Consider the following 13,745-nt stretch of genomic DNA (forward strand, 5'->3'; position numbering starts at 1 on the left):
TGGTAACAGTTGAAAAACCTAATCGCACTGTACGCAGATAATCGTAGGTATAGTCGACACACCTCCGCACTATTGCCCAGCAGTGAACTTGCTAGATCAATTGTGTTCCAATGGGTGCGAATAACCGATGGAGGCTCTTATGCCACAGATGAATCGCGACCAACGCAACGCTGCATGGCAAGCGGCAAACCAATGGCGCGCCCGTGCTGCGCAAACCCAACCGACCGGCTTGGCAGGCAGCCTAAAGCTGCTGTTCACATGGTTGGCGTTTGGCGCGTTAATGATAGTCGGCGTGGTACTCGGCCTGTTTTTCTTACTGATTGGCTGGGCAATGATGCCGTTTGTAAGGCATAAAATGAAAAAACGTATGGAGCAGATGCGCGCCCAGCAGGCGCAGGATATCGGCGGTGGCTACTCTGAAGGGAATACAAACCCTCACGCTTCTGCGCAACATCGTCCAGGCCATCAGGACGCGTTAGAAGGCAGTTATGAAGTCAAAAGTGATCGTTAAAAAGTTAGTCATTCATTCCACCGCCGGTTAAATCGGTGCATATACCCACGTGAATGCCGCTGCCAAGGTTAGCGGCATTACAACTAAACTCCCCAGATTACCAATCAGTACCAGCGAAGCCACTTTTTGCGGTGCTAGCTGGTACTGCTCTGCGACCAAATAATTCAACACCGCAGGTGGTAGCGCTGCAAACACCAGCAGCACTGCTGCCTGCAATGCATTGAGCGGCAATAGCCACATTAACGGCAAGGCAATCACTAACCCGGACAGCGGGCAGAGTATCGCTCCCAGAATCCCAGTACGCCAGTCGCTAAAGTCGATCTCCAACAGCCGCACCCCCAACGCAAACAGCATTAGCGGAATACATACCCCGCCCAGCATATGCATCGCCTCTAGCAGCCAGCCTGGCAGCGGTAGCCCACTGATATTCACCGCCAAGCCCGCCAGGCTCGCGAGCACAATCGGCATGCGCAGCATTCGCCACAGTGAGGTGCGCGGGTTGAGCATGTAAAGTCCCACCGAAAAGTGCAGCAGCATTTCAACGATAAATACCACCACCGCCGCGGGCAGCGCCTCATCACCAAACGCCAAAACCAGCAGCGGCACGCCCATATTACCGGCGTTGTTGAACATCATCGGGGGAAGGAAGATTTTGCTATCCAGCTTTAGCCACTTGGCCAGCGGCCACAACGCCACCCCCGAGCCAAGCACTACCGCAATGGCCGCCGTAGCAAGCCAGGCATATTCTGCCAACGGCGCTTGACGGTCGGCCAGCACAGCGAATACCAATAGCGGAACGAACAGCTCCATATTGAGCGTATTGAGACTGCGAATATCCGGCGTACGGTAGCGCCCATAGACAGCGCCACAACCGGCGATTAAAAACACCGGCAGTAGCGTGGCCAGAATATGTCCAATCATACGGGCCACCCTGCCCTATTCCTTGTTATCACTGTTTCTTCCTGATTAGTCGGGAAAAAAGCCGTCTGACTAGTGGTTATCAGCGCTGGAAGGCTCAAGAAAACGCTGCCAGAGCGCGGTGACGATATCGCGATGAGTACGGAACTCTTCACCGTCGCTAAGCGCTTTTTCACCGGTAAGCGCCGCTCGATGGGTAGCACTACGATAAGCCAGATAAGCCTCGCGAAGGCGCTCCGCCTCTTCTGCAGGTAAGTGCCCACTCTCGGTCAGGCTCTCTAGAATGCGGATATTATCGCTGTAGGTCAGTAACCCAGGGGTTTGGTGAGCAAGTGCTAACACCGCGTATTGGCAGAGAAACTCAATATCCACCATACCGCCCGCATCTTGTTTGATATTGAAAGTGTTACTGGTGGTTTTACTACCCAGGTGGTCGCGCATTTTGTGGCGCATCTTGACCACCTCTTCGCGCAACGCAGCTTTATCGCGCTCAGCGCCTAGGATATCGCCCCGCAACTGGCTGAACTTCTCGGCCAGCGCAGCGCTACCCGCCACCACTCGGGCACGCACCAAGGCCTGGTGCTCCCAGGTCCAGGCATTCTGACGCTGGTAATCGGCAAAGGCTTTGAGCGATGTCACCAATAGCCCGGAATTTCCCGATGGCCGCAGGCGCATATCCACTTCATAAAGCGTGCCGGTGGGCGTTACCGCGGTAAGCAGGTGAATAATCCGCTGCCCCAGGCGGGTAAAAAACACCGCTGTATCAATGGGCCGTGGGCCGTCGGTCGCGCCTTGTCCATCGCTATCGTGCAGAAACACCAAGTCTAAATCCGAGCTATAGCCAAGCTCAATGCCCCCCAGCTTGCCGTAGCCGATAATCAGAAACTCAGCCTCTCCTGCGTTCAGCCCCTTAGGAACGCCGTGCTTACGGGTAATATGTTTCCAGGCCATGGCTAACACGGCATCGAGAATCACTTCGGCGATAAAGGTTAAGTAATCGCTTACTTTCATTAGATGTCGCGTGCCCGCGATATCCGACGCCGCCACGTGCAGCGTTTGCGCGTGTTTGAAAACGCGCAGCGCCTCTAGCTGGGCCTCTTCATCATCCTCTGGCAGGCGATTCAGCGTTTGACGCAGCTCATCGGCCAGGCGCGCTTTATCGGCGGGGGTATACAGCGTTTCAGGGGTTAGCAGCTCGTCGAGCAGGATCGGGTAGCGCGACAGCTGTTCGGCGATCCATGGGCTGGCGGCGCATAGGCGCATCAGGTGCTCAAGCGCCTGAGGGTTTTCGCGCAACAGCGCTAGATAAGCGGTGCGTCGCAGCACGGCTTCAATCAGCGGCTGCACCCGCACCAGCGCAGTATCCGGTGCGTCATTGTCTGCCACGGCATCCAGCAGTAGCGGCATTAACGCATCCAGGCGCTCAAAGCCAATTCGCTGCATGCTTTGCACTTGCCGGGAGTGGTAAAGGCTCTGCAGCCGCTTCAAGGCTTTTTCAGGGGCGTGGAAACCCGCCTCTGCGAGGTGCGCGCAGGCCTCCTCCGCCTCTAACTCGCCGCGCCAAATAAGCCGCCACTGGGCCAAGCCAAGCTGGCTATCATCATTGGCCTCGTCGACATCCTCCTCGGGGTCGGCAATCACGGCATCAAAGTGCTGGCGCACTCGCTCGCGCACCTCATCAAGCTGGGCGACCAGCCCCGGCCAGTCTTCATGGCCCATGGCGAAGGCTACCCGTTCGCGGTCACTGTCATCGCTGGGCAGAGTTTGCGTCTGGCGGTCTTCCAGCGCCTGGAGCGCATGCTCCACATCGCGTAAAAAGGCGTAATCAGGCAGCAGCTCATCAACCACTTCCTGGGGCAGCAGGCCTAGCTCGGGCAGGCGATTGAGCGCCGTTTTCAGCGATGTCACCTGCAGCTCCGTATCGCGGCCGCCGCGAATCAATTGAAACGCTTGCACCACGAACTCTACCTCGCGGATGCCGCCGGGACCGAGCTTGATATTGCTCTGCATGCCTTTGCGCTTTACTTCGCGGTTGATCATCGCCTTCAGCTCGCGCAGCGACTCAATGGCGCCAAAATCGAGATATTTGCGATACACGAAGGGGCGCAGCCCGGCCAGAAGTTCGTCGCCCGCGTCTAGATCCCCGGCGACCGGGCGCGCTTTCAACATCGCGTAGCGCTCCCACTCGCGGCCTTGGTCCTGGTAATAGCTGGAGAGCATGGCAAAATTGCCCACCAACGGGCCGCCGTCCCCCAGCGGCCGCAAGCGCATATCAACGCGGAAAGCGAAGCCGTCGGCGGTCATGGCATCTAACGCGGCGATCAGCTTTTGCCCCAGCTTGGTAAAGTACTCCTGATGCTCTAACGGCTTGCGCCCGCCTTGGGTTTCGCCTTTTTCAGGGAAGGCAAAGATCAGATCGATATCGGAAGAGAGATTCAGTTCTCCCGCGCCCAGCTTGCCCATGCCCAGAATCACCAGCCGCTGGGGCGTGCCGTCCTGCCGAGGGGCAGGCAAGCCCCAACGCGGCGCATAAAACTGTTCAAGCCAGGTTAATGCCGCCTCTAAACAAATTTCAGCCAGCTCGGATACTGCCCTGGCGGTATCCCACATGCGATGGCCGGGAGCACGGTTAAGGTCGCGCCAAATAATCCCCAGCATACGCTTGCGGCGAAAACGGCGAACCGCCCGCTGCAGGGCTTCTTCGTCCTCGGCGCTCTCAAGCGACTCACTCAGCCAACTGGCCAGCTCATCACGCCCAGGGTTTACATCCAGTTCTCCGGCTATATCCAGCTCAACCAGCCAGTGAGGAAAACGCACCAGGGTATCCAGCGCAAAGGTCGAAATCGCCAGCACTTTAGCCAGCGCTTCACGGCGCTGCTCCGATAGCCCCTGCCAGCTACTAGAAGGGAGTTCCTGTTTGGTCATCTCGGCGACATTGTCGGCTTGAGCAAGCGCCTCGCTTAGCCGCTTCCAGGCGGATTGAGTGGCTTTTTGTAACGACGCTGGCAGCGTCGACAACGGTAAAAAATCGTCGTTCCTAAGTCCTTTAAATGCTTGCATAATGACCTCGCTGACAGCGTGTTAAAAAAGTGCGGCTTTTAACTCAGCTTAGCCAAAGAATTTTTCCCAGCCCAATAGCCCCCAGGTGAGGCCGGCCATCATCAGCGACAGCATCACCGCCGCCGAACCAATATCCTTGGCCCTTCCAGAAAGCTCGTGGTGCTCGGTGCCGATCCGGTCAACGACATTTTCAATCGCACTGTTAAGCAGCTCTACTATGAGGACAAAAAACAGGCTACTCACCAGCAGTAGCCAGCTGATGGGGCCTTCGCCAATCCACCAGGCGAAGGGTAGCAACACTACCGTAATGCCTACCTCTTGGCGGAAAGCCGCTTCGTTTCTAAACGCCGCTTTTAAGCCTTTCCACGAATAACGCGTGGAGTGAACCAAATGGGTTAAACCGGTATGCCCAGGTTTCATGCAAGTCGCCTCACCTTGTGAGCGTGGAGTTTGATTAGTTGGCTAATATCATTGCTTCTAGATCCAGTGACAACGGATCCAGCACTTCAGACCAGCTTAAATACGGCGTGCTGCTGTTACCATTGACCATAACGCTAAACACCCCCCAACGCCCCTGCGCGGTGCGAAAATAGCCCGCTGCTGCGCGCACGGCAAAGGGTTGGTTAAGCGTGCCGGTTTTGATCATGACGTTGTTTTGAAACGTGGAGGAACCTCGCCGAATAAAGCGCATTACCCCGTTAGCTGGCGACTGAAAGGCCGCCACAAAGCTGGGAAACAGGCTGCTTTGACGAAACATATTTTCCAGCATCACGTTAACGCCCTGGGCCGATGTGCGGTTTTCAGTGGTCAGCCCGCTGCCACTGTACAGGGTTAACGGCCCGTGCCCGGGCAGGCTCTGAGCGAACGTTTCAATCGCTTGGCCGGCTTGGCGTAGCTGCGCCTGGGGCGTCTCGACGAGATCCAGCGCCAGCACATCAGCCATGTAGTTATTGGAGTAGTTCATGATGCGCAGCAATAGCTCTTGCAGTGGTTGGCTGTCCACCGCGGCCAAACGCTGGGCACTGCCGGGCGGTTGAGACGAGCTGACGCGCCACGGTTCGCGCACCTGTATCCCCGCCTGATTCAACATGCCCATCAACACTTGTGCGGTGGTTTCGGCGGCATCCCCCGCGCCACGATAGACATCCCGGGCAGTGGCATTGGTAGAAATCTGCCCCGTCAGCCGCATCACGTCGCCGCGCTCATCAGTGATACGCTCAGCGCTAATCTCAGTACCACTATTAGCCGGTCGAGTGACGACTTGGTTATCGATGGTAATCAGCGATGTCTGGCTATCGCACAGCCCCACCTGGGCAGGTGCCCCGGCGCTAGTGGCAGGGGCGACATTGACGCACCAACTGCCGAAGTTAACCCCTGCCGAGGAGAGCGGCGCGCTATACGCATTGGCGACCCGATTGAGCGCATTGCAGCGGTCGGTGGTAATACAGTCCACCGACCCAAAGCGCCACTGGCTGACCACCAAAGCCCCATCAACCTCGCGTACCCCGGCTAAGTGTAAACGCTGCACCAAACGCCACAGATTTTCAGTGGTGAGGCCCGGGTCCCCACCGCCCTCAAACACCAAATCGCCGCGCAGCACGCCATTATCAATGCTAGCTGTGCTGACCAGTTGGCTGGTAAAGCGGTGTTGGGGGCCAAAACGGTTCAGCGCCGCCGCGGATAGGTAGGCTTTAGTGACCGAAGCGGGTGACAGCTGGCGATCCGGGGTGATGCTGCCTAACAGTGCATTGGCGCCTGAGTCAGCATCCAAAAGGCGGGCCTCGGCGCTAATCGAAAAGCCTTTATTTTGCAGCTGACCCAGGCGATTAAAATCGGCGAGCAGGCTGGTACTGGCACACAGCGCCAGCGTGGCAACACCGGTCACCAGCGACCAGCGCCGCATACGCTTACGAGCAAAACGACCCATTACGATACCTCAATGCACATTCATTTTAGAAAACACTTGCAGCATGACTACACCGGCGACTATCAAGCTAATCCCTACTACCGCCGGTAAATCAGGCTTTTCACCGAACACCACTATGCCGACTAAGGTGACCAGCACAATGCCTAGGCCCGCCCAAATTGCATAGGCGACCCCCACCGGCAGCGTACGCAGTACCAGGCTGAGCAAATAAAAGGCTAGCCCGTAACCCACCACGACCACCACGCTGGGCAGCGGGCGGGTAAATCCCAAGGAGGCCTTTAGGGCACTCGTGGCGATCACTTCGGCCACAATCGCCAACACCAAATAAACAAACGTCATGTTCGCTCCAAATCAACACATAAACGCCACAGTGCTTGGCCACTTCGAGCATACTTAGCCTCGAACGGCGTTAAATAGTCGTTTTTAGGCGCAATTTCAGTCACCGCTGCCTGTTGACCGGTTACCTGGGCCACCGCCAAAGCAAACTCTTCAACATAAAGTGACCAGTTGGAGCGCAATTCAAGGCGCCCACCAAGCGCCAACAGTGTGGGTAAAACCGCATGCCCATGCCAGCGCATTTTTAGATGTCCCGCCTTGGGGTAAGGGTTGGGATAAAGCAGAAAGTGATACTCAGGCGCCCAGCCAGCTTGGTAGGCCAAACGCCAAAAGTCGACAAGATCGGCTCTTACCAGCAATGCGTTGTCTGGCAGCTTGCCGTGATCACGCCCCAGGCGATCTTCGCTGCGATCAATGCCCATCACCGCATGGCCGGGGAACTGCGCCGCCAGTTGGCGTGTCGATACCCCCACACCGCAGCCTGAATCCAGTATCAACGGTGCTTGACGGCTAGCTAACCACTCAGCCGCCTGGGCAAAATTACCCTGGGTGTGTTCGGCGATCGGTTTACGTAGTGGATGGGCCAGCGCGCGATTGACTCGGCGGGCCAAATCCTGGTGCGGGCCTGGCTGATTAGACGTCACTGTTCGAGAATTATGCTGCATGCCATCACTCGGCTGAAAAGCGTAATTCTATCAGTCTCGAACGCTTGCGGCATGACGCCGTTGCGCACCCGGTGCTATGATCACGCCTAACGAATTTATTAGTGACCTTATTAAGCGCATGGTACTGGGCCAAATCTGCCATGACCGTTGCCAATAATTGTTACCACCACCGTATTAAGAGGAACCCGGCTTGTCACACTTACCGGTGATTGTCGGCATGGGCGGCATCAATCCCGCTGGCAGAACCTCTGGCCATCAGGCCTTCCGCCGCACTGTGCTTGATGCCCTTCCTGCTGACCAGCAACGCCAAACACTTGAAGGCTTGGCGGCGCTTATGCGTCTAGTAGAGCACTCCGAAAAAGGGTGGCACGACAGTCAAGGCCACCCCATAGAGGCCCCGGCTCAATCGCTGCGTGATCAGGTATTGAACCACACCCTGATCCGCCGCAATGAAGACCCGCGCTTTCTAGCTCCCGGCATGCCGTCTAATCGGCACGCCAGCATGCAGTTGGCCGAGCCGCTACGTTTTACCCTGCGCCGCCGCCAACTGCCTGAAAATTTGCCCGCTGATTGGCAGATACGCGATATTGATGCCCGCGAGGTAGAAGTCAGTGTACCCGCCGGGGTGCTGGAAGTACTGCTGCCCGACGCCCAGCCACCCAAGGTTCGCGCGGCGGCTCAGCTACCCAGCGGCTTTGACCCGGCGAGCCTCTACCGCAGTGTGCACCACCCCCGCGGCCTATCGCTGGCGGTATTTGGCGCCAGCGACTGCCTGGGCGCCAGCGGCCTCTCCTGGGAGACGCTGCGTCAGCAGTTAAACCCGGATCATATTGCCGTGTACGCGGGTAACTCCATTGGTCAGTTAGACGATCAGGGCTGGGGCGGCTTACTGAAAAGCCTGGTGAGCGGCCAGCGTGCCACCTCCAAGCAGATGCCGCTGGGCTATGGTCAGATGCCCGCCGACTTTTTGAATGCCTATGTACTCGGCAGCGTGGGCGGCACCGGGGCGGCTCTTGGCGCTTGCGCTAGTTTTCTCTACAACCTGCGGCTGGGCATTGACGACATTCGCGCCGGACGCCGCCGTGTGGTGATGGTCGGCACCGCGGACGCCCCCATTACGCCGGAGATTATAGAGGGCTTCAGGGCCATGGGCGCGCTGGCCGACGACGCGGGCCTGAAAGCCCTGGATGCGCTGGAGCTACTCACCGACAGCGACTACCAGCGCGCCTGCCGCCCCTTTGCGCGCAACTGCGGCTTTACCATGGCGGAAGCCAGCCAGTTTGTGCTGCTGATGGACGATGCGCTGGCAATGGAAGTCGGCGCGGATATTCTCGGCGCAGTGCCTGACGTATTCGTCAATGCTGACGGTTACAAGCGCTCGATTTCGGCGCCGGGGATTGGTAATTACATCACCCTGGGTAAAGCGACTGCGCTGGTGCGCGATATGCTGGGTGAAAAAGCCCTTAAAGAGCGCAGCTTTTTGCATGCGCACGGCACCAGCACCCCCAAAAACCGCATTACCGAATCCCATGTATTCGACGAAATCGCCCGCGCCAACGGCATTAACGACTGGCCGGTGGTGGCCATCAAAGCCTTTATCGGTCACTCCCAAGGCTCCGCGGCGGGAGACCAGTTGGCAAGCGCCCTGGGCAGCTTTGCCCACGACTTGCTGCCAGGCATCCCTACCCTGGATGCCGTCGCCGACGATGTGTATGCCGAACGGCTACGCTTCTCGCAAACGGCACAAACATTTCGTGCAGACGCTGCCTTTATTAACGCCAAGGGCTTCGGCGGCAACAATGCCACCGGCGTGGTGCTGTCACCTGCAGTCACCGAGCGCCTGCTGACTCAGCGCCACGGCGCAGAAGCGGTAAGCGCCTGGAAAACGCGTCGGGTCGCAACCCGCGAAGCAGCAGCGGCCTACCTTGCCCAGGCAGACTTTGGCCACTACGCACCACGCTACCAGTTTGGCGAAGCGGTACTCGAAGGCCCAGAGCTGGACATTCATGCGGATCGGATTCATATCCCCGGTTACGCTCATGCCGTCTCATTAACCAGCGACAATCCGTTTGGCCGCCTGGACGAGGAGAGCGAGGAATGAGCACGCGCAAGCTGAATATCGCCGTTTACCCCGGCACCTTCGACCCTATCACCAACGGCCATTTTGATCTCATTGAACGTGGTGCACGCATGTTCGACAAAGTGGTCATCGCCGTGGCGGCAAGCCCCGGCAAAAGCCCCCACCTCGACCTGGAAACACGCATAGCGCTGGCCAAAACGGTGTGTGCGTCGCTGCCCAACGTTGAGGTAATCGGTTTTTCGACCCTGCTCACCACCATGATGCATGAGCAGGGGGCGACGATCATTCTGCGCGGCCTGCGCGCGGTCTCCGACTTTGAGTACGAGCTGCAGCTGGCCAATATGAACCGGGCGCAGAATCCGGAGCTGGAGAGCGTATTTTTAACCCCCGCAGTGGAAAATTCATATATCTCCTCAACCATGGTGCGCGAAATTGCCAAGCTGGGTGGCGATATTTCCCCTCTGGTGCATCCACAGGTCGCCGAAGCGCTGCGTAACCACTACACTAGCTAACCAACGTCATTGTTGAGCAAAACACTCGGGTATTTGATAGCCTGAGTGCGAACGCCATCTGCGAGGTACGCCCATGGCCCTGATGATTACCGACGAATGCATTAACTGCGACGTCTGCGAGCCCGAATGCCCCAACGATGCTATCTCCCCCGGCGAGGAGATCTACGTCATCGACCCAAACCTATGCACCGAGTGCGTCGGTCACTACGACGAACCTCAGTGCCAGCAAGTCTGCCCGGTGGACTGCATTCCACTTGACCCTGAGCGCCACGAGACCCAAGAGCAGCTAATGAAGAAGTACCGCATCATCACTGCGGCCTAAGCCTCATGCGGATTTGGGCCCTCGCCTGGCCAATCATCCTTTCTAATATCACCGTCCCGCTACTTGGGCTGGTGGATACCGCTGTGGTCGGGCACCTGCCCGACTCCCGCTATCTAGCGGGCGTCACCCTCGGCGCTACACTGTTTAGCTTCCTCTACTGGGGCTTTGGCTTTTTGCGCATGGGCACCACAGGGCTAGTCGCCCAAGCCATGGGCCGCGAGAGTGACTCGGATGTGCGCAATCTACTGGGGCAATCGCTGATCATGGCGCTGGTGATCGGCAGCCTGCTGATTGTGTTTGCCTCACCGCTGATTACGCTGGGTTTGTGGCTGTTAGATGGCAGCGAAGTAGCCACCCACTTAGCGCGAGAGTACGCCCATATTCGCCTCTGGTCTGCGCCCGCGGTGCTTGCCAACTACGCCATTCTGGGCTGGTTTTTGGGCCAACAGAATTCCCGCGTCACGCTAATGATTCTGCTGCTCACCAACAGCGTTAATATCGTGCTGGATTTATGGTTCGTGGTGGGCCTAGGGATGACCAGCAATGGCGTGGCCTGGGCCAGCGTGATCGCCGACTATAGTGCATTGGCCTTCGGCAGCTACTTAGTGCTGCGCCAGCTAGCCCGACTAGAGGGCCATTTTTTGCGCGAGCGTCTGCTGGCACTGGCGGCCTACACAGCGCTATTTAACGTCAACGCCAACCTGTTTGTGCGTACCCTCGGCCTGCTATTTGCCGTGGCGTTCTTTACCGCCCAAGGCGCGCGTCAGGGTGATACGGTGCTCGCTGCCAACGCTGTCCTGCTGCAATTTATTATGCTCACCAGCTATGCTCTGGATGGCTTTGCCCATGCCGCCGAATCGCTGATTGGGCGCGCCTATGGGCGCAAGGATTGGCGTGAGTTTGCGACCACCGTGCGCGCTGCTGCGCGTTTCTCATTCTGGACAGCGGGTACCGCCGCCCTGTTGTTCGCGCTAGGCGGCAATGCATTGATTGCGCTGCTCACTGGCCTAGAAGAGGTGCGCGCGACCGCGGCACAGTATTTGCCATGGATGGTGGTTATGCCGCTGATCGCTGTATGGAGCTATCTGCTGGATGGGGTGTTTATTGGCACCACCGCGGTACGTGAAATGCGCAACAGTATCTTTATTGGCCTGGCCGCCTACCTTCCCGTCTGGTGGCTAACCCAGGGGCTGGGCAATCATGGGCTGTGGCTTTCGTTTATGCTGTTTACGCTGGTTCGCTCGGCGGTGCTAATTGTCTACTATCGCCACTATCGGTTAAACCATTGGCGCTAAAACAGACACAATTAATGACAACTACGTTAACGTGATTTTAAGCGGGCAGCTTCAACGTGAAAAATTCCCGACTCACCCGTATATTAGCTATGTCGTTGCACTTCCAAGACCTTGCTTAGCCACTTCCTAATAATGAATAAAGAGAGCATCCCATGCTTAAAATGATCTCAAAACCGGCGGTAAAGCTGGTAGAGCGCTATCTCCCCGATCCGTATATTTTCGTGCTGCTGCTAACGTTAATTGCCTCGATCGCCGCCATCGCCATTGAGCGCCAAACACCCCTGGCGGTGCTGCGCTTCTGGGGCGATGGCTTCTGGGGCTTGCTGACGTTCTCGATGCAGATGCTGCTGGTGTTGGTCACCGGTTTTATGCTGGCAAGTTCGCCGCCAGTAAAACGTATTCTGCAGAAAATCGCTGGCACCGCTAAATCTCCCGGCGGCGCTATTATCCTGGTCACGCTGGTGTCATTGGCGGCCAGTTGGATTAACTGGGGGTTTGGCTTGGTAGTCGGGGCACTCTTTGCCAAAGAGCTGGCCCGGCTGATCCGCGTTGACTACCGGCTACTCGTCGCCAGCGCCTACTCTGGTTTTGTGGTGTGGCACGGCGGTTTGGCGGGTTCGATACCGCTGACCATCGCCACCGAAGGGCATTTTTCCGCCGACCAGATTGGCGTGATTGGCACCGGCTCAACGATTTTCGCCTTATTTAACCTCGGCATCGTGGTCTGCCTGTTTATTGCCATTCCGTTGGTAAACCGCATGATGCTGCCGGATGAGAAGGATAGCGTCTACGTCGACCCCAGCGTGCTGAATGATGAGCCGGAACCGGTTGGTCGCCTTACCCGCCCGGCGGAGCGCCTGGAAAACAGCATGACCCTTGCCCTGCTGGTTGGCGTGCCGGGGCTGCTGTTCTTGCTTGATCACTTTTTGCTGCGCGGCGGCGGTTTAAACCTTAACGTCGTCAATTTCCTGTTTCTGTTCCTGGCCATTGTGCTGCACCGCACGCCCCGCAACCTGCTCAATAGCTTGAACGAAGCGATTAAAGGCGGCGCTGGGATTGTCATTCAATTCCCCTTTTATGCGGGCATTATGGCCATTATGGTTCAGTCTGGGCTGGCAGAAAGCATGTCCGAGTGGCTGGTCTCCTTTGCCACTGCCACGACACTGCCATTCTGGTCGTTTATCAGCGCCGGGATTGTCAATCTGTTCATCCCCTCCGGCGGCGGCCAGTGGGCTGTGCAAGCGCCAGTGATGCTGCCTGCCGCTGAGGCCCTGGGGGCTGATATTCCACGGGTAGCCATGGCCGTGGCCTGGGGCGATGCCTGGACCAACCTACTGCAACCTTTCTGGGCGCTACCGGTACTCGCCATTGCCGGGCTGAAGGCCAAAGATATTATGGGCTTCTGCCTGATTCAGCTTTTTATCACCGGTATTATCATCTCCGTGGGCCTATTGTGGTTTTAATAAGCGCATCGTTTTAAATCAATAGCCAACGGCTGCCCTGCGGAAGGGGCAGTCATTAAGCGTAGCAAATAACCGCAGGAGCACCGTATGACAGACGCCGAACTCAACGCGAACGCTGCCCTGCCTGGGCAGCATGAACTCTCCATGACCGTACTGATGACGCCCGATATGGCAAATTTCAGCGGTAAAGTGCATGGTGGCGCGATTCTTAAAAAGCTCGATGAAGTCGCTTATGCTTGCGCCAGCCGCTATTCGAGCCACTATGTGGTGACACTGTCGGTGGATCAGGTGCTGTTTAAACAGCCGATTCATGTCGGCGAGCTGGTGACCTTTTTAGCCAGCGTCAATCATGTTGGCCGCTCGTCAATGGAAGTGGGCATTAAGGTGGTAGCGGAAGATATTCGTAATAAGCTGATCCGTCATACCAACAGCTGCTACCTGACCATGGTCGCGGTGGATGAGGACGGAACACCCGCCAGCGTACCGCCGCTCAGCCTGGCAACCCCCTTACAGCAGCTACGCTTTGAAAAGGCGGCTTTACGCAAGAAGTTACGCAAACAGGCCGAGAAAGAAGAGCTGTTTACCCAGCATCAGTACCCGCCTGAGACCCAGTCAACAACATAGCCCTCGAGGCCCCATCCAACGACAAGGAGTTC

General features: G+C 57.3%; 13 protein-coding genes. 7 read left to right on the top strand and 6 right to left on the bottom strand.

Annotated features, from left to right (window positions below):
• Positions 1 to 139: 139 nt before the first annotated feature.
• A complete protein-coding gene (locus ACT3UM_RS04860; protein WP_498896610.1) occupies positions 140 to 511 on the top strand; it encodes a hypothetical protein in 372 nt (123 codons plus the stop codon).
• Between the two features lie 27 nt (positions 512 to 538).
• Here ACT3UM_RS04860 and ACT3UM_RS04865 read toward each other — a convergent pair whose 3' ends face one another.
• The 6 genes from ACT3UM_RS04865 to trmB all read right to left on the bottom strand — a co-directional run bounded on the left by ACT3UM_RS04865 (position 539) and on the right by trmB (position 7,417).
• Positions 539 to 1,432: an AEC family transporter gene (locus ACT3UM_RS04865; RefSeq protein ID WP_498896612.1), complete on the bottom strand. Its 894-nt coding sequence runs from the start codon at positions 1,430 to 1,432 to the stop codon at positions 539 to 541.
• 69 nt (positions 1,433 to 1,501) lie between these two features.
• A complete protein-coding gene (glnE, locus tag ACT3UM_RS04870) occupies positions 1,502 to 4,489 on the bottom strand; it encodes a bifunctional [glutamate--ammonia ligase]-adenylyl-L-tyrosine phosphorylase/[glutamate--ammonia-ligase] adenylyltransferase (protein ID WP_498896613.1) in 2,988 nt (995 codons plus the stop codon).
• Between the two features lie 48 nt (positions 4,490 to 4,537).
• Complete coding sequence (locus ACT3UM_RS04875; RefSeq protein ID WP_035585554.1) at positions 4,538 to 4,909, bottom strand: diacylglycerol kinase; 372 nt, start codon at positions 4,907 to 4,909, stop codon at positions 4,538 to 4,540.
• A gap of 34 nt (positions 4,910 to 4,943) precedes the next feature.
• A complete protein-coding gene (gene dacB, locus ACT3UM_RS04880; RefSeq protein WP_498896615.1) occupies positions 4,944 to 6,416 on the bottom strand; it encodes a D-alanyl-D-alanine carboxypeptidase/D-alanyl-D-alanine endopeptidase in 1,473 nt (490 codons plus the stop codon).
• 9 nt (positions 6,417 to 6,425) lie between these two features.
• Positions 6,426 to 6,755 (bottom strand): DMT family transporter, encoded by a 330-nt coding sequence (locus tag ACT3UM_RS04885; RefSeq protein WP_035585558.1) that lies wholly within the window; start codon positions 6,753 to 6,755, stop codon positions 6,426 to 6,428.
• On the bottom strand, positions 6,752 to 7,417 hold the full coding sequence (gene trmB, locus ACT3UM_RS04890) for a tRNA (guanine(46)-N(7))-methyltransferase TrmB (protein WP_498896618.1): 666 nt from the start codon (positions 7,415 to 7,417) through the stop codon (positions 6,752 to 6,754). Before trmB ends, ACT3UM_RS04885 begins: the two co-directional genes overlap by 4 nt.
• 217 nt (positions 7,418 to 7,634) lie before the next feature.
• On the opposite strand from trmB, the gene ACT3UM_RS04895 reads away from it, so the two are divergent.
• From ACT3UM_RS04895 to ACT3UM_RS04920, 6 genes are all read left to right on the top strand, one after another.
• Positions 7,635 to 9,518: a beta-ketoacyl synthase gene (locus tag ACT3UM_RS04895; RefSeq protein ID WP_498896711.1), complete on the top strand. Its 1,884-nt coding sequence runs from the start codon at positions 7,635 to 7,637 to the stop codon at positions 9,516 to 9,518.
• Positions 9,515 to 10,009: a pantetheine-phosphate adenylyltransferase gene (coaD, locus tag ACT3UM_RS04900; RefSeq protein WP_498896620.1), complete on the top strand. Its 495-nt coding sequence runs from the start codon at positions 9,515 to 9,517 to the stop codon at positions 10,007 to 10,009. Before ACT3UM_RS04895 ends, coaD begins: the two co-directional genes overlap by 4 nt.
• Positions 10,010 to 10,082: 73 nt before the next feature.
• Positions 10,083 to 10,331 carry a YfhL family 4Fe-4S dicluster ferredoxin gene (locus ACT3UM_RS04905; RefSeq protein ID WP_035585565.1) on the top strand — a complete coding sequence of 83 codons (249 nt, stop codon included), beginning with the start codon at positions 10,083 to 10,085 and terminating at the stop codon, positions 10,329 to 10,331.
• 5 nt (positions 10,332 to 10,336) lie between these two features.
• Positions 10,337 to 11,626, top strand: coding sequence for an MATE family efflux transporter (locus ACT3UM_RS04910; protein WP_498896622.1), 1,290 nt, complete (start codon positions 10,337 to 10,339; stop codon positions 11,624 to 11,626).
• A 152-nt stretch (positions 11,627 to 11,778) separates the two neighbouring features.
• A complete protein-coding gene (locus tag ACT3UM_RS04915; protein ID WP_498896624.1) occupies positions 11,779 to 13,089 on the top strand; it encodes a short-chain fatty acid transporter in 1,311 nt (436 codons plus the stop codon).
• An 87-nt stretch (positions 13,090 to 13,176) separates the two neighbouring features.
• Positions 13,177 to 13,713 carry an acyl-CoA thioesterase gene (locus ACT3UM_RS04920; RefSeq protein WP_498896626.1) on the top strand — a complete coding sequence of 179 codons (537 nt, stop codon included), beginning with the start codon at positions 13,177 to 13,179 and terminating at the stop codon, positions 13,711 to 13,713.
• Positions 13,714 to 13,745 lie beyond the last annotated feature (32 nt).

The organism is Halomonas sp. AOP13-D3-9, from assembly GCF_052379125.1.
GTDB lineage: Bacteria > Pseudomonadota > Gammaproteobacteria > Pseudomonadales > Halomonadaceae > Vreelandella.